13 protein-coding genes and 3 pseudogenes are annotated in these 16692 nt (G+C 63.8%); 7 read left to right on the forward strand and 9 right to left on the reverse strand.

All coding sequences use genetic code 11. From position 1 onward, the window contains the following. Window positions 1-41 precede the first annotated feature (41 nt). Together NF4_RS34650 and NF4_RS34655 are read left to right on the forward strand one after the other, a co-directional pair. Window positions 42-1207 (forward strand): IS3 family transposase gene (locus tag NF4_RS34650; protein ID WP_439956808.1). Its coding sequence is split into 2 segments (ribosomal slippage): window positions 42-326 and window positions 329-1207, totalling 1164 coding nucleotides; the frame shifts between segments, so codons are not numbered across the junction. Between the two features lie 267 nt (window positions 1208-1474). Then, a pseudogene (locus NF4_RS34655) lies at window positions 1475-2247 on the forward strand (MmyB family transcriptional regulator). 71 nt (window positions 2248-2318) lie between these two features. Here the strand turns inward: NF4_RS34655 and NF4_RS38335 are convergent. Next, window positions 2319-2462 (reverse strand): hypothetical protein, encoded by a 144-nt coding sequence (locus tag NF4_RS38335; RefSeq protein ID WP_157120760.1) that lies wholly within the window; start codon window positions 2460-2462, stop codon window positions 2319-2321. Between the two features lie 649 nt (window positions 2463-3111). Between NF4_RS38335 and NF4_RS34660 the strand changes: the two are divergent. Beyond that, window positions 3112-3381 (forward strand): annotated as a pseudogene (locus NF4_RS34660) (phosphoenolpyruvate carboxykinase domain-containing protein); the annotation flags it as partial. A 115-nt stretch (window positions 3382-3496) separates the two neighbouring features. Here NF4_RS34660 and NF4_RS34665 read toward each other — a convergent pair. Together NF4_RS34665 and NF4_RS34670 are read right to left on the reverse strand one after the other, a co-directional pair. After that, window positions 3497-4867: an MFS transporter gene (locus tag NF4_RS34665; protein ID WP_063131622.1), complete on the reverse strand. Its 1371-nt coding sequence runs from the start codon at window positions 4865-4867 to the stop codon at window positions 3497-3499. A 370-nt stretch (window positions 4868-5237) separates the two neighbouring features. Then, window positions 5238-6296: a LacI family DNA-binding transcriptional regulator gene (locus tag NF4_RS34670; protein ID WP_232330788.1), complete on the reverse strand. Its 1059-nt coding sequence runs from the start codon at window positions 6294-6296 to the stop codon at window positions 5238-5240. Between the two features lie 181 nt (window positions 6297-6477). Between NF4_RS34670 and NF4_RS34675 the strand changes: the two genes are divergently transcribed. Both NF4_RS34675 and NF4_RS34680 read left to right on the forward strand, forming a co-directional pair. After that, entirely contained in the window at window positions 6478-7698 is a 1221-nt protein-coding gene (locus NF4_RS34675) for a CaiB/BaiF CoA transferase family protein (RefSeq protein WP_063131624.1), read from the forward strand. Continuing rightward, entirely contained in the window at window positions 7682-8482 is an 801-nt protein-coding gene (locus NF4_RS34680) for an enoyl-CoA hydratase/isomerase family protein (protein ID WP_063131625.1), read from the forward strand. Before NF4_RS34675 ends, NF4_RS34680 begins: the two co-directional genes overlap by 17 nt. A gap of 76 nt (window positions 8483-8558) precedes the next feature. On the opposite strand, the gene NF4_RS34685 is transcribed toward NF4_RS34680, so the two are convergent. Then, the gene (locus NF4_RS34685) at window positions 8559-9911 is read right to left on the reverse strand and encodes an FAD-dependent oxidoreductase (protein WP_063131626.1); all 1353 of its coding nucleotides are present in this window, start codon (window positions 9909-9911) and stop codon (window positions 8559-8561) included. 353 nt (window positions 9912-10264) lie between these two features. On the opposite strand from NF4_RS34685, the gene NF4_RS37285 reads away from it, so the two are divergent. Then, a complete protein-coding gene (locus NF4_RS37285) occupies window positions 10265-10438 on the forward strand; it encodes a hypothetical protein (RefSeq protein WP_198165586.1) in 174 nt (57 codons plus the stop codon). A gap of 416 nt (window positions 10439-10854) precedes the next feature. Here the strand turns inward: NF4_RS37285 and NF4_RS40355 are convergent. The 4 genes and pseudogenes from NF4_RS40355 to NF4_RS34705 all read right to left on the reverse strand — a co-directional run. Next, a pseudogene (locus tag NF4_RS40355) lies at window positions 10855-11145 on the reverse strand (fumarylacetoacetate hydrolase family protein); the annotation flags it as partial. Window positions 11146-11275: 130 nt separating this feature from the next. Then, window positions 11276-12772 carry a long-chain-fatty-acid--CoA ligase gene (locus NF4_RS34695; protein WP_063131628.1) on the reverse strand — a complete coding sequence of 499 codons (1497 nt, stop codon included), beginning with the start codon at window positions 12770-12772 and terminating at the stop codon, window positions 11276-11278. Window positions 12773-12964: 192 nt separating this feature from the next. Further along, the gene (locus tag NF4_RS34700; protein WP_063131629.1) at window positions 12965-13426 is read right to left on the reverse strand and encodes a DUF3237 domain-containing protein; all 462 of its coding nucleotides are present in this window, start codon (window positions 13424-13426) and stop codon (window positions 12965-12967) included. Next, window positions 13423-13905, reverse strand: coding sequence for a nuclear transport factor 2 family protein (locus NF4_RS34705; RefSeq protein ID WP_084533808.1), 483 nt, complete (start codon window positions 13903-13905; stop codon window positions 13423-13425). The genes NF4_RS34700 and NF4_RS34705 overlap by 4 nt, the downstream gene beginning before the upstream one ends. Window positions 13906-14190: 285 nt before the next feature. Here NF4_RS34705 and NF4_RS34710 point away from each other — a divergent pair, with 285 nt between their 5' ends. Beyond that, entirely contained in the window at window positions 14191-15219 is a 1029-nt protein-coding gene (locus NF4_RS34710; protein ID WP_063131630.1) for an NADP-dependent oxidoreductase, read from the forward strand. 238 nt (window positions 15220-15457) lie between these two features. Here the strand turns inward: NF4_RS34710 and NF4_RS34715 are convergent, their stop codons facing one another. Further along, window positions 15458-16396, reverse strand: a complete 939-nt coding sequence (locus NF4_RS34715; protein ID WP_063131631.1) for an alpha/beta hydrolase — start codon at window positions 16394-16396, stop codon at window positions 15458-15460. Window positions 16397-16692 lie beyond the last annotated feature (296 nt).

Raw genomic sequence — 16692 nt, forward strand, 5'->3', positions numbered from 1 at the left:
CGATCTGGCTGGCCGACAGGCGGGCCTGGAAGGATGTCACTGTGCCCAAGCCCTATCCCCAGGAGTTCCGCGACGATGTTGTCCGGGTCGCCCGTAACCGTGAGGACGGAGTGACTCTGGACCAGGTCGCGGCCGATTTCGGGGTGCATCCGGTGACGCTGTCGAAATGGATGCGTCAAGCCGATGTCGATGACGGGACGAAGCCGGGTACCAGCAGCGGCGAGTCCGCTGAGCTGCGGGAATTGCGGCGCCGCAACCGCCTGCTCGAGCAGGAGAACGAAGTGTTGCGCCGTGCGGCGGCGTATCTGTCGCAGGCTCATCTTCCGGGAAAAGGCTCTACCCGCTCGTGAGTGAGCTCGCCGCCGACGGGATTCCCGTCGCGGTGACGTGCCGGGTATTGCAGCTTGCTCGACAACCCTATTACCGCTGGTTGAACCGTCCGGTCACCGACGCTGAACTCGTCGAGGCGTATCGGGCGAACGCGTTGTTCGACGCTCACCACGATGACCCGGAATTCGGGTATCGGTTCCTCGCCGACGAGGCCGGTGTCGCGGGTGAGTCGATGGCGGAGCGCACCGCTTGGCGGATCTGCTCGGCCAATCGCTGGTGGAGCAGGTTCGGTAAACGCCGCCGTGGGAAATCCGGCCGGCCCGGACCGCCGGTCCATGACGATCTGGTCCGTCGCGTGTTCACCGCGAAGGATCGGAATCGGTTGTGGTTGGCCGATATCAGTGAACATCGAACCGGTGAAGGCAAGCTCTATATTTGCGCTATCAAGGATGTGTTCTCCAACCGGATCGTGGGCTATTCGATCGACTCGAGGATGAAGTCCCGGCTCGCGGTCACCGCGTTGAACAATGCTGTCGCTCGCCGTGGTGAGGTCGCCGGCTGCATTGTCCATACCGACCGCGGGTCGCAATTTCGTTCCAGGCGTTTCGTTCACGCCTTGAACCGGTATCGGATGGTCGGGTCGATGGGTCGCGTCGGCGCCGCTGGCGACAATGCGGCGATGGAGAGCTTCTTCAGCCTTCTGCAACGCAACGTGCTGGACCGGCAGCGGTGGGATACCCGCGAACAACTACGGATCGCGATCGTGACCTGGATCGAACGGACCTACCACCGCCAACGCCGGCAAACCCGGCTCGGTCGATTGACCCCGATCGAATACGAGACGATCATGACCCCAGCGGTCACTCAGGCCGCATAACAACTGGGACCTGACCGTGCAGCAGCCCCCCCCCCGGCTGTGACAGGAAGTCACTGAACGCACTCATGGCTCAGATGGTCGCACGCGGTACCGACACAACGCAGCGGCAATACCCGAGCGGCCCCAATCGGTAGCTCGACTTCACCGGCACGAACTGCCGCATGCCTTCGTGGCTTGCCACCCAAACCACGGAAGGAAGGCCGGGGAGGGCGGCGGGAGACCCTAGATTGCAGCATTTTCGGAGGGCAACTAGTATTAGCTAATACAATGCTGGCCGGGGTCAGCTTGTCCTACTACACCCGGCTCGAACAGGGCCTGTCCCGTGGCGCGGCGGCGGAGGTGCTCGCGGCGATCGCTGGCGCCCTGCTGCTCGACGACCATGAGCGGGACCACCTGGAACGCCTCGCCGGGGCCTCCCGCCGGGTACCGCAGGCGCGAAGGCCCCGCCCCGAGAAGCTCGCCGACGAGACGCGGGACCTGCTGCGCTCCTTCGACGGCGTCCCGGCGCTCGTCCTCGGCCGGCGCACGGACGTGCTGGCGTGGAACCCACTCGGCCACGCCCTGCTCGCCGGTCACGTCGACCCGCTGAGCCCGGAGGACCCCGCGCGCCGGCCGAACATGAGCCGGATGCTGTTCCTGGACCCGCACTGCCGCGAGCTATACGGGGACTGGCGGCGCAAGGTGCGCGCGGTCGTGGGCAATCTGAGGATCGCCGTCGGCCGTCATCCGGAGGACCGGCTGCTCGCCGAGCTGATCGGCGAGCTGACGATGAAGAGCCCGGAATTCGTGGCGTTGTGGGGTGACCACCGGGTGACGCCGCCACCTACGAGCTGCGCCATCCTGTCATCGGCACGGTGACGGTCACCCAGCAGACCCTCGTCCTCGCGCGTTCGCCGGGGCAGTCCGTCGTGGTGTGCACGACGCCCGCCGGGTCACCGTCGGAGGCGGCCATGGCCCGGCTGCGGCAGGCGAGTGCGGTGGAGCGGTCCGGCCGGAGCGGTGGACCGGCCCTGCCCGACCGCTCCACCGTCGCCCGGTGACCACCTCGTAGCCCGCCCCAACCCACCGGCCTTGCGGCAGCTGCTCCACGACCTCCGAGCTGATCGCCCACCTAGCCCGCCATGAAAGGAGGTTCGAAGGCGGCCCAGTTGTGCAACTCATAGGCCTCCCCCGTTTTGCGCACCTCGGCGGCACCCCGGCCGGGGAAATGCGCCGGCACGACCAACGCACCGGTTTCGGCGGCCTCGCCGAGCAACCGGTAACGCGTTGCTCGCGCTTCGGCCTGGTTTCACAAAAGCAGCTGTTGGCCGTCGGCTCGGCCACCTGGACCGGGCTGTGCAGGAGGTCTCCGACGAAGAATGCCCGGTCCGTGCCGGAACTCAGCTCGAGAACCGACGATCCGGGCGTGTGCCCGGGCGCCGGCGCCAGCGTCGGGTTCCCGTCGACGGTGTAACTGTCCTCCCACAACGTCGCGAGCCCCTGCTCGAGGATCGGGCGACGCTGTCGGCGAAGACAAGGTGGCTGCCCCAGCGACGCAGACGGTCGGCGTCGGTGTGCACCGGGGGACGGCGGTGTTCGTTCTCGGGGTCGAAGTAGTCGCGGTCGACGCGGGGAATGAGGCAACGGATCGTGTCGAGATAGCGGCCCAGTTGGACGCCGCCTATGCCGAGGGGCAGCTGGGTGCCGCCGAAATCACGACGGTGTCGCGCAGGCCCAGGCCGCGAGAACACTCGGTGAGCTCAGCGAACTGGTGGCCGACCTCCAGGGTTCATCTACTTTCGGGCCACCGGCTGCGCCACCGCCCCAATCGGTATATCCGCCGGGTACCCGGGCACGTATCGCTGATCGCCGGGCCGCCGCCGAACTGTTGGACCGGGCCTACCGCCAGGGCCAGTTGACACCCCTGGTCACCCGAGACCGCGACCAGTCCAGCGGCGCACCCCAACTCCCGCTACTGCACACCGATCGAACAATGCCCCTCGGTCGCGCCCGAATGGAACGACCCAGCCGGCGTGCCACTGTCAACCATCCTGTTCGGCGGTCGCCGCGCAACCACGATCCCGCCGGTGGCCGAATCCTACGACTGGGCACACGGAGTGTTCACGGCATCGGCGCTGTCCTCGGAAACCATCGCGGCGGCCACCGGCGCGGTCGGCGTCGTACGCCGAGACCCGAGGTCGAACTGGGCCGCGCGGGACAACTCGAAAATGGGTAGTGAGGGTGCGCGCCGTAACATCGGACCCCTGCCACCGATGTTCCGGTGAAGTGGGTCCGCGTGCCGCGAGGCGCCTATCCGCGCGGCTGGCTCACACTCAGTGGAAATCTCGCCCGGTCCTGCGCGTCGATATCGCGCAGAGAGATCCCCCGCGTCTCGCGTGCGGCCACAATGGCGACCAGTGAGACACCCGCCGCGACTGCCAGGTAGCCCGCGATCGGAATCCACGAATGATATTCACGCAGCAGATAGGTCGCGATGAATGGCGCCACCGACCCGGCGAAGATAGAAGTCACCTGGTAACCCAGCGACACCCCGGAATACCGAATCCGTGTCGGGAACATTTCGGACATCATCGCCGCCTGCGGCGCGTAGATCAGCGCATGAACGGCCAGTCCGAGCGTCAGCGCCACGACCACGAGCACGACGTTTCCTGTGTTCATCAGGGGGTAGGAAATGAACGCCCACAACACCATCAGCAGTGCACCGGTCAGGTAAACGGGCTTGCGTCCGATTCGATCGGTCAGGCCGCCGATCAGCGGAATCAGGATGAAATGCAGCAGATGCGGAATCAACATCGCCAGTAAGACGTCTTCGATCTCCATTTCCACCTTGAAGGCCAGGTATGTGATCGAGAAGGTCACGACGATCTGATAGAGAATGTTCTCGGCGACACGTAGTCCCATCGCGATGGCGATCTGCCGTGGATACTGGTGAATCGCCTGCGATACACCGGACCTGTTCTCACTGCGCTGCTCTTCGGCCTTCTGCGACTCCCGGAAGATCGGCGCGTCCTCGACATGGGTGCGAATGTAGTAGCCGATGATGATGACGACCGCCGAGAGCCAGAATGCCAACCTCCATCCCCAACCGAGGAATGCCGATTCCGGCAACACGAAGGCAAGCACGGACAGGACCATCGTCGCGACGAGGTTTCCCAAAGGAAGCCCCGCCTGTGGCCAACTCGCCCAGAATCCGCGGCGCTGGTCGGAGCTGTGCTCACTGACCAACAGAATCGCGCCACCCCATTCGCCCCCGACAGCGAATCCCTGAACCAAACGGAGAATCACCAACAGCCCTGGCGCCCAATAGCCGATATCACCGAAACCGGGGAGGCAACCCATTCCGAACGTAGAGATCCCGACCATCAAAAGGCTGACCTGCAGCAGCTTCTTGCGGCCGAATCTGTCGCCGTAGACTCCGAAAACCACACCACCGATCGGCCGGGCCAAGAAGCCGACCGCGTAGATGAGCAGTGCGCTGAGCACACCGTCGAGGGCATTGTCGGTCTTCGGAAAGAACAGGGTTCCGAAGACCAGCGCGGAAGCAGCGGAGTACAGAAGAAACTCGTACCATTCCGCGACAGTCCCCGCCATCGAGGCGGCGACTACCTTCCCCAGCCCGCGCTGGGTCGGCTGGGATGCTTCGGTCGGCTGCGAAGCCATCAAGGTTCGCTCGGGAGGATTCATTGCATTCCTTCAAGGAGGAGCGGGGTGGGACGCCCGACCGGGGTGGTCTCGGTCACAAGGCGGATGCAGCACAGTAAAGCACCCACTACCGCATTTGCACAACCGGTTGTGCAAAGTTGTCCAGGTAACCGCACATGAAGATCGCTGAAGGAAAGTGAGCCGCGCGTGGTGTGTCGCGGCCCTTGCGCCGCCCGAGTCCCGCCCCCACTCGCAACTCCACAGCCACGCCGAGCCCGCCCGCTCGCACTACACCGATCGAAGCCGCGGCGCGACCCTGGCCACCCCGGACGCTTCCGCGCCGCGAACAGATCGCCCAGCGTCCCGAATCAGGCTACCCAGCAGCGGATCACGCCTTCGCCGGAGCAATAGAGGTGCCACGCACCAGCAATTCGGGGGCGGGATCATCGATGGTGACATCGGCAAGCGCCGCACCGTCGAGATGCCCGAGGAGCATCTGCGCGGCCCTGCTGCCGACCTTCGCCAACGGCATCCGCACCGTGGTGATGGCCGGGAACACCGTCTCCGACACCCAGGTGGTGTGGATCCCGACGATGGACATCTCCTCGGGGACCCTGACCTGCGCTCGTTGCAATTGGGAGAGGGCACCTACCGCAGCGTTCACACTCGCCACCACCAGGCCGGTCGGCCGATCGGACTGGCCGAGAACGGCATCGACCGCGGCCGCTCCGGCGGGAGCCTCCCATCCGAACTCTCGCACCCATTCCGGCCGTAACTTCAAGCCGTGCGCGGCGAGCGTTTCCTCGAAGCCGATTCGGCGACGGACCGCGGTGTCGTGGGTGGCCGACCCGCCGATGAATCCGAGGTCACGGTGACCGAGGTCTATCAGATGCTCCGTCGCGAGACGAACTCCTTCGATATCCGGCAGGATGACCGACCCGACCCGGTCATCGAGTCGACAGTTGACGAACACCGTGGGAATGTCCTCGGGAACAACGTCGCGAAGCTCGTCGTCATCGAAGTCTTCTCGGCGCTGAATCAGGATGCCGTCGACTCGCCCCTGCTTGAGCAGGCGCTGCACCGCCTCGCGGCCTTCCGGCGCATGGTCGACATTACCGACGAGGACATCGATCCCCGCCGGAGTGGCGACCCGCTGGATCCCGGACAACATCTCGGCGAAAACATGGTTGTTCGGGTCTGGAACGATCAACGCGATGGCGCCGGAGCGATTGAACCGCAGCGCGATCGCGCGCCGGTTCGGCACGTACCCGAGTTGCTCGGCGATCTCGAGGATGCGTTTACGGGTGTCCTCGCGAATTCGCGCGTTGACGTCGCCGTTGAGCGCCCTGGACGCAACGGATTTTGACACCCCTGCGGCGCGTGCGACGTTATCGAGGCTCACCATCGGACTCAGTATAAGGAGCAGGACGCACTGGTGACACCGCACCCTTCAGCCGAACGACCGAGGCCGGCCGACTTGCGCTCGACGACGTACAAATGGCAGAAAACCTCATGAACAACCGGTTGCGCATCACATGCCGTCGTGCTTAACTGCAGGTACCAATTGCCTCGCACCAAGACACGGTCGGGGTCACACATCGGCCCACCAGCTCGCAGCGCACAGATCGATGCGACCGGGTCATTCACACTCACGCTCGGGAGGGTCCGTGCTGTCCGGAATACGCGTTGTCAGTTTCACCCACTTCCTACAGGGACCGTCGGCCACGCAAATGCTCGCAGACCTCGGTGCCGAGGTAGTCAAGATCGAATCTCCCACAGGGGCATTCGAGCGAGGCTGGTCCGGACCCGACGCCTATGTCGGCGATGCCAGTGTCTTCTTCCTGCTCGGCAACAGGAATGTCCAGAGCCTGTCGATCGATCTGAAATCCGAGAAGGCCAAGTCGATCCTGCTGAAGCTGATCGACGACGCGGACGTGCTCGTCGAAAGCTTCCGGCCGGGCGCCCTCGAGCGACTCGGATTCGGCTACGGGGAACTGTCGGCCCGCAATCCCCGTTTGGTGTACTGCTCACTCTCGGGGTACGGCTCCGCCGGTCCGTACCGCGACCGACCAGGTCAGGATCTGCTGTTGCAGTCGCTGTCCGGACTCGCACACGCGACCGGCAGCGCCGACGCACCGCCCACCGCGGTGGGAGCTTCCGTCATCGATCAACACGGTGCCGTCCTGGGCGCGTTCGGCATCCTTGCGGCACTTCTCGGCCGCGAACGCACCGGCAAGGGAAGCAAGGTCGAAAGCAATCTGCTCAACGCCGCACTCGACCTACAGATCGAACCGATCTCCTACTACCTCAACGGTTTCCGGGGCGAGCGTAGTCCGACCGGTATCGGGTCGCGCTACTACAAGGCGCCGTACGGGATCTACCGCACCGCGGACGGGCACATCGCCGTTTCGATCACCGCCCCTGCGATCCTGGCCAAGGCGTTCGACGACGACTGGTTCACCACGATCGCCGCGGACGATGAATACGACCGCCGTGAAGAGATCAACGAACGCATCTCCCAACACCTCACCAAACGGACGACCCAGGAGTGGGAGACGCACTTCACCGAGTACAAGGTCTGGTTCGCCCCCGTCAACGACTACGAAGCCGTCATCAACGACCCACAGGTGCTGCACAACAACAGCTTCCTCGAATTCGACTACCCCGGCAGCGGGCCGGTCAAAGTACTCGCTCACCCGATCCGTTACGACGGCCGGACACCGACCGCCCGCACACTGCCTCCCACTCTGGGAGAACACACCGAGTCCATCTTGAGCACACTCGGGCTCAACGACGGCGAGATCGACGCACTCGCACAGGAAGGAGTTGTCCGTGTCCACAACGCCTGAGGAAGAACTCATCTCGCTCGAAATCGGTGCTGGCGTGGCCACCATCACCCTCGACCGGCCGCGGAAGTTCAACGCCCTCAATTCGGCGATGGTCCAACAGTTTAACGAGGCCCTCGACACTGTGGCCGAGGATCCAGAAATCCGCGCCGTCGTGGTTATCGGCACCGGCAAGGCGTTCGCCGCCGGCGCCGATATCGCCCAGTACGAGAAGGCGGATGCCGCCCAGTTCGCCGCGTTCACCCGGGTATGCAACGACTTGTGCGACCGGATCGACACCTTCGACAAGCCCGTCATCGCCGCGGTGAACGGCGTGGCGCTCGGCGGCGGATTCGAGATCGTCCTTGCCTGCGACATTGTGATCGCCGCCGAATCGGCGTCCTTCGGCCTGCCGGAGGTCTCACTCGGTCTGTTGCCGGGTTGGGGTGGGACCCAACGCCTTTCGCAGTTCATCGGCCCGAACCGTGCACGCCATCTGATCATGACCGCTGGCCGCCTAAGCGCCCCCGAGGCCGAGCGGTCGGGCATCGTCTCGCAGGTGTGCGCTCTAGACGACCTGGCCGAGTCCGCGCGCGCACTGGCCACCGACATCGCAGGGCGGTCCCCGCTGGCGGTCGCCGCCATCAAAAAGGCCGTCGGCTACGCCTCGGCCGCGGTGCCAGGCAACCGAGGGCCCGGCTACGCCCTGGAGCAGAGCCTGCTGTTCGACCTATTCGCCTCCGAGGACGGTCGGGAAGGCATCGCCGCGTTCGTCCAGAAACGGCCGGCCAGGTTCACCGGCCGCTGACCCACGCCACGCGAAAGGTCGGGGTGGCCTGCATATGGAGGCCACCCCGACCTTTCGCGTAACACCCATCGGCGCTTTACAAGTCACTGCCGTTGGCGGCCATGAGCTCGCGGACGGCCTCGCCGCGGATCTCCCGTAAGGGCACATCGTGCTCGAGCGACTGGCACACCGCGACGCCCGCCGCGTGCCCGTACTCGAAGCATTGGGCGGTCACCCGGGCAGAGGCAAGCGCTTCGTGTTCGGCACCCAGGCATCGGCCCGCAACGATGATGTTGTCCCCCGCTTCGGGAATCAGCGCGTCGAACGGGACCTCATAGAAGTCGTCGAGAATCCAGTGCAGTTTCGGTTTGTCGCCATCGTGCAGTTCGATCGGCCAGGGCACCCGCGCGATGCCGTCGGCGCGCTTTCGATGCTCGAGCACATCGGTATTGGTGAGCTGTTGCACCGCCGCGATGGTGCGGGTCTGCCGGATGCCGACCTCGGTGCCGGTATCGACGACGTAGCTGTTCTCGCACCCTGGCATGCGCAGCTTCAGGTACTCGGCGTAGCTACGGACCTGGCGACGTCCCCCGATCTCGGCTTCGGTGAAATCGACCGGGTCGACAACGTTGAGCATGCGGCCGTCGAACCCGACCAGACGCGTGGCGTTGACCATCAACTCCCCCGGTCGCGGTGTCTGGAAGATCCAGATCTTCTGTCGAGGCAGGTCGAGCCCCTCCGCGCGTGCGGCAACGATGTCGGCGGAAACATCCGGCGAGCAGATCGTGTCGTGGCCGTAGAAGTCGAGAAACCGGTCGACGTCGACACCGGCGATCCGGAAGAACATCGTCGGATTCTGAATACGCCCATTGTCCCCGTAGGTATATCGGTGCCCGGCGCGGGCGATGACCGCACCGTCACCGGAGGCGTCGATTGTGCGCCGCGCGCGAATCAACGAGCGACCTGCGGTCGACTCCACCACAACACCCTCGTAGGACGCCCCCTCCATGATCACACCGATCACGTTGGTATGAAACAGAATTCGCACGCCGACGTCGAGCAGCATCGTTTCCGCCGCCTCGCGCCAGACCAGCGGATCGTGCGCGGCCGTCCAGGTCTTGCCGTACATCTGCGGCGCTGTCAGACCACCTCGTTCGGTCAATTCGACGGAGAACCGCTCGGAAAAGCCCTGCACGATCTGCACGGGCGAACCGGGCGTGTCCGACGCCGCGTACATCCCGCACACGGTGCCCGACATCCCGGCGACGGCAGCACCGCCGCAGAACCCGTACTTCTCGACCAAGACGACGCTCGCTCCGGCTTCCGCCGCCACCGTTGCGGCTGCGACACCAGCGGCTCCGCCACCCACGACGAGAACATCGACGGTGTCGAGAATCGGCAGGTCACAGTCGGTGCCGACGATTGATGTTTCTTTCCAGTTCCTGATCATCTCTGACGCTGCCCTCGAATGTGCGATATGTGTGGTCCGAGAAGGATCGGCGGGAAACGGGTATGCCGACGACCGGTTCCCTACCCGAGTCAAGCACAGAAACACCCAATGAACAACCGGTTGCGCACTGCGCCGACGGCGTGGTCTACAGCCGCTCCGGCCTGACCCACCAGGCCGGGCTTGGAAAAAGCAGGCCTCATCACCCGCGATGTCAGCACCGAGGACCACCGAGTCACCGTCGTCACCATCACCGACGCCGGTCATACCCGCGTCGACAAGGTCCTACCCGGCCACATTCACGTCGTACGCGACCTGCTCTCCGACGCGCTATCCGATCAAGACGCCCGCACCCCATGGGCGTCGCTCTGCTGCCCCGGGGCAGCACCGGGCACGACACCGACCTCGTCTCGCTGCCTGTCACCGGAGCGGACCTCAACTGGCCGATCTCCCTGGCCACACCCGGCAGCCGCGCCCCGAGCGCGGCGGCCCGCGCCTTCGAGCGCTTGGTCGACCAGTATCTGTGGTGACCCGGACGGGCTCGGTGTGGTCCGTGGTCGACAGTGGGTCACGGTACTGCTCCCGGGCACGCAGTCATGACCTGCGTCTCACTTACCTCGAGGTCGGACCCGTCGCCGGAGGCGATCGCCCACGCACCGGACGTCACCCGCACCGTCGAGTTCCGCGATCGGCGGGCGGCCGATGGGAACCGAATTCGTTGCGGTGCGACGTGCACGCCGTCAGGTCGGCGGACTCGCGTTCTTATTCGAATACAGGATGAGCAACGCGGCATCCAGGGCCTGCAACAACTTGTCGACCGAACGTGACGCCTGCATGAGGACGGATCCCCCTTGCACCGTAGCGAGAACCGTCCTGGCCGGGATGGACACGTCGGTGGCCGAGGCCAGCTCGCCGTCTTGCCGCATCCCAGGCTGAACTGCGGCGATGGCCCGGCTGTCTGAGTGATGCGCTCGGAGAGATCCTGGCCGACGGTCAGCCCGGCCACGTGGGCCCACGCGTTGTCCTCCTCGATTCGCCAGGCCCGCTTGCCGAGCACGACGACCAATTCGACCTCCCAGTCGGTGTTGCCACCGGCGGGAGTTCGACGGGCGCCCGGGCTCCACCGACGCAGCGAGGACCTCGCCTCGACCACCGCGCCGCGCACTTGAACGACGAGTTCCTGCCCGAGCCGCGATCGAACCAGCGTTGCGAGCCGCGGCAGCACTCGGGGCCCCACCTACTCGCATCCCACTCCGTGTCAACTGCGGAGCGGGTTTTTCAAGGCTGCCCACATTGGAGCGTTCAATGGCACGGCATCGGTGCCCGGGGCACCGTCGAGATGATTCCACCCGCGAATCTGTGCGTTATCAGACCGGTGGTACAACGCTCCTGCGCAGAATCTTGCCCGTAGGGCCTTTCGGTAAGCTGGGCACGAACCAGATTCGGCGGGGATACTTGTAGTCCGCCAGCCGTTCCCGCACGAAGTCGATTATTTCGGCGGGCTCGGCGTGGGCTCCTGGCTTGAGTGCCACGGCAGCGCCGATTTGTTCGCCGAGATATCCGTCTTCGATCCCGACTACTGCCGCCTCGGCTACGGCGGAGTGCTCGTACAGCACCTCCTCCACTTCGCGGGGATACACGTTGTATCCACCCCTGATGATGATGTCCTTCTTCCGGTCCACGATGCTGTAATAGCCTTCGCGGTCTCGGGTCGCGATGTCCCCGGTACTGAACCAGCCGTCCACTATGGCTTCCTCGGTCGCCGCTGGGCGGCCCCAATACCCCTTCATGACGTTCTCACCTTTGATCTGAATCTCCCCTGGCTCATCGGATCCGTGCAGTTCGTTGCCGTTGTCATCGACCAGGCGAAGCAGGCAGCCGCGGACCGGAATTCCGATCGTTCCAGCTTTACGCGGCGTTCCCTGCTGATTGAAACAAGCGATGGGAGCGGTTTCCGAAAGCCCATATCCTTCGTATATCTCGCACGCGAATTTTTCCTCGAATGCTTTCAACACTTCGACGGGCATCGGTGCACCTCCTACGATGCAGCAGCGAAGATGCGATAGGTCCACGGAATCAGCATCGGCGGAATTCAGCAGGGCGGAGTACATGGTGGGAACGCCCTCGAGGACCGTGACGTTGTCCCGCACGAGAACACGAAGGGCTGTTTCGGCGTCGAACCTGGGAATCAAGGTGAGCAGAGCACCCGACCTCACGGCGGCGTTCAAACCGCACGTGAGACCGAATACGTGAAAGAGTGGCAAGCACCCCAGAATAATGTCATCGGGGGTTGTCTGGATGAGCGTATCGACGGTGGTGGAAGCGTTTGTCGACATGTTGTCATGCGTGAGTTCAGCGCCTTTGGGGCTGCCCGTGGTACCGGAGGTGTAGAGCAGCACCGCGGTGTCGTCCCGACCGCGCCACACAGGTTCCTCGACCGGGAAACCGAGCAGATCCGCTTCGGTCGGCCCCAACTCCGTGACGAGAAATGCCGGAATGCCCGCCGCGCGTGCTGCTTCCGACACCACGTCCCCCGCTGTCAGCGAGCCGTAGACGAGCGACATCCCGGAGTCTTCCACGTAATACGTGACCTCCCGTGCCTTCAGCAGGGGATTCATCGGGACGGCGACGGCACCCGCCATCAGGATCCCGTAGAAGAGGATCGGAAACGCCGGCACGTTCGGCAGCACGATACCGACGCGGTCGCCGGCGCGGATTCCCCTGGCTTGCAGATCACCCGCCACGGCCGCTGCCGCGCGCCCGAGTTGGGAATAGTTCAGCGTAGTGGTTTCGAGTCTGATCGCCGGCCGATCACCCAGGTCACGAGCAGTGTCGATGAGATTGTTCGCGAGATTTGACGACATGGAAAACGTCGAAGACATGGTAGAAGACATAAGGGAGTACTCCTGTTTGATCCGAGCGGCGTCACGAGGCAACTCGACCTCGTCGACAGCGGCTCGAGCCAGCGACAGTGGGAACCACGGCCGCATGGAAGCGTGGGCCGCACATCGTCACTGCGTACGAATGCGCGGCCCACTTGTCGTGCCCGGTTGGTGCTATTGAAGGGCTACCCGAAAGACCTGGAACTCGATCACCGGACCCGGTGTGACGCGCCCCTGCCCCACGAAAATTGTCTGGTTGACCCAGCTGTACCTGGGGTCGCCGGACTCGAGCCGCGGAGTGGTGACGAAGTAGTGATCGCCGAACTCTGTGCCCGAATCCCCTCCTGCCAAAGCGGCTGCCGCCGCGTCCGTGACCTCGACCAGCCCCTGATAGCTCATGTAGATGACGGCACCGTCGTTGGTATTGAACTGCGCGCGCACATCCAACCGCCCGAAGCCGTCCTCGCCGGCGAGGAGCCAGTCGCCGCCGCCGATGGCCGCCTGACCGCTGAGTCGGTCGCCCGTCACCGTACCGCCGGTGACCGGGAGCACTTGCCGTAAACCGTACGGCCCGGGGCCGACAATTTGCGGCGCACCCAACTCCGCGGTGTACGAGAACTCTGGAATGAGCTTCACTTGGAAACCTCCAGGCCCGCGGCAGCCATTACTGTGGCCATGCCTTCACCGATAAGTTCGACTCCGAAAGCTCCGACGACGACGTTCGGATCGAAGTACTCGCGAATCAAAGTTACCTTGCCGTCCCTGACACGCATGTGCGTGCAATAGGTATTCGCATAGATATTCCCGTTCTGCGCCACGGTCGCCCGACCATGAAGTTCGAGAACAAAAAGCTCAGGGTCTGTCGTGTCGTGGACGACCAGCGAATCGATCACCAGATCCGGCACGGATCCGAAGAACCAGTCGACGAAGTGGCCGATGAGCGCGCGGCCGGGGACTGCCTTCGCGAGCGGCTCTGGGGCGAACGGCATTTCCCAGACAGCCTCTTCCGCGAACCAGTCCTTCCACTCCTCCAGCTTCGCTCCGGTCGGCGGTCCGCCATCGAGATCGCTCCAAAAATGGTCCACTACCTTGCGATTCTCCGCTTGGGTACTCACAATCGCCTCCTCGTTGCGGCCTGGCGACGACTGATGTTCCAGTCGCCGTAACGTGAGAGAATGCCCGAACTGTCGGCGATAGTCAACAGTGTGTCGACAGTCAAGATCGAGTGCGGCACCGCTCACTGAGGCCCGGATCGACATGGTGTTGACGATAATCCACTCCAAGTCTATTCTCAGGGTCTGGTTTGACCCGTGAGCCGCCCGAAATCATCTACGGACATGGGTTCCGGCGGTGTCGTCAGTCCGCGCATCAACCCTTTACTTGCCCTTTTAGGAGGCGTCATGAGCACACTTACCAATAGGCTCTATCGATTGCGGAGTCGACCGGAGGGGGAAGTAACGGACGCGAATCTAGAATGGTCCGAAGAGCCGGTTCCCGAGATTTCCGAGGGACAAGCACTAATCCGCACGCACTATTTGTCTGTGGACCCGACGAATCGGGTATGGATGAGTGCGATGCGTTCCTACATACCCCCGGTCGAGCTGAACGCGGTCATGCGGGGGGCAGGTGTAGGCCAGGTGGTGGCCAGCAAGCGCGAGGATCTTCCTGTCGGCGCCCATGTCGTGGGGTTGACGGGTTGGCAGGATTACTGTGTGGCCGATGCGGCGAGTGCGGATATGCCGTTCACGGTCCTGCCCGATCCGTTGCCAGCGCCGCTGCCCGCGTTCGTCGGCGTGCTCGGCCACACCGGAATATCGGCGTACCTGGGCGTTGAGTTCGGGGATCCTCGGCCGGGCGAGACGTTCTTCGTCTCGGGCGCGGCAGGAGCAGTGGGGGCGGTTGCGGGCCAACTCGCGAAGAGACGGGGAGCCCGAGTGGTCGGGATCGCCGGCGGTGCCGAGAAATGTCGGTACCTCGTCGAGGAGCTCGGCTTCGACGCCTGCGTCGATCGACATGCCGACGACTGGAAGGCGCAACTCGACCGGGCAACACCTGCAGGAATCGACGTGGATTTCGAGAACGTCGGCGGCGAGATCATGGATCATGTACTCGATCGACTCAATATCGGTGCGCGCATCACGCTGTGCGGTCTTATTTCTGAATACAACGATTACAACACCGCCGGCACCCAGCGCGGGCTACGTAATCTCAGCCAGCTATTGATGCAGCGGGCCACTCTGCGGGGTTTCATCGTTTTCGATCACGTGGATCGGTACGGCGAGATCATCGAGCAGCTGTCCCAGGACCTCAGCGCAGGCGCGCTGCAGGCCGAGGAAACTGTGGTCGATGGCCTGGAGAATGCGCGACACACTCTCAATCGTAGTATCGCGGGTGAGAACAGAGGGAAAGTCGTCGTTAAAGTCGTCTGATCCTCGCGACCACGCGCTGCGGCCGAATTCATGCATCACGGGCCGCAGCGCGTCTGCTCGAAATTGGCGGACATCTGCGGCGCTCCGGCTTCCGAGCCGATTCCCCGCGCTCTTGACGTCGATGATGTCTCGGACCAGTGAAAGCCCGGCCGGTCACGTGCCGGACCGGCCAGGCCACCGGGAGCTGCCGTAGCGTGAACGATTCGACGTATCTATTGCTCCACGGGCGTACTGTCCACTAGCGCAGCAACCTGGATAGCTTCTCCGCGAAATCGGCGATGCAACGCTCGCCCTCGTCCAGCACACCGGCCAGCAGAAAGAAGCTATGCGGCATGCCCGCATACTCACGAAACTCGGCCCCGACGCCCGAAGCCTCTAATTTGGCCGAGTAGCGCCGAGCGTCATCCGAGGCCGGATCGATTTCCGAGCTGAGGATGAGCGCAGGAGGAGACGCTGCCAGGGTTTCCCTCATCAAAAGCGATACGGCCGGTGACCGTCGAGTTAGTACATTCGGAAAATACTGATCAATACACCATTCGAGAATGGGCCGCGACAAAATGGGCGCCGCGCTGTATCGCTCGGCGGACGTTCCGGTCATGGTCGCATCGAGGACAGGGCACAGCAGTCCCTGCGCCTTCGCCGTCGCACCGCGGGCGCGTGCCCGAACATCTACGGCGGTCGCCGCCGCGAGCATCGCTCCTGCGGAGTCACCGGCGACTGCCAGTGCGTCGCTGTCGATATTCAGCTCATCGGAGTGCTCCGATACCCAGAGGAACGAGTCCATCGCATCGTCGTGCGCGCTTGGATAGGTATTTTCGGGAGCCAGTCGATACTCGACGGCGATGACGCTGAGCCCACCCTGGACGCTCAACTCCCGGCACAGCCTGTCATGCGAATCGAGACTGCCTCTGACGAATCCGCCACCGTGGAAGTAGACGACACCGGGTACGCGACCTACCGCGCCTTTCGGGCGATAACCGCGCGCACCGACAGTCCTTCCGGGAAGGCGGATGTGGAAGTTCCGAACCTCGCAGCCGCGATTAGGGTTGCCCGCCAACCCGATCAACTTCTCGCCGGCCGATCTGTATGAGGAAATCGGCACGTCCCAGGGCTGCGCAGGTGGGTTCGTAGACAGTGACGCGAGTAATTCGATTACCTGATCATTCAAAGCTCCCATTATCGAACCGCACAATCGGCCGCGCGGAGATGATTCGTTTCCTGAAGCAACGTCATTGGTCCTCTTAGAGTCGGGCGCCAAAGCCTCGCGTGCGAATCTGATGCCTGAGCGCATACGAGTGAGGAGCATTGTGCACATACTGTCTGGAGTTGTCAACGGTCTGTCTAGTTGAACTAGAGAGCCAGCTTGCGACGGGGTGGCATTCACTGCGATACCACCTCTCAACAGCTAGTTCATGAATACTAGACACACTGTTGACTCCAGCCAACAGTGAGTCTAGTCTCAATCCTGTTCAA

The organism is Nocardia fusca NBRC 14340 (assembly GCF_001618425.1).
GTDB classification, from domain to species: Bacteria; Actinomycetota; Actinomycetes; order Mycobacteriales; family Mycobacteriaceae; genus Nocardia; species Nocardia fusca.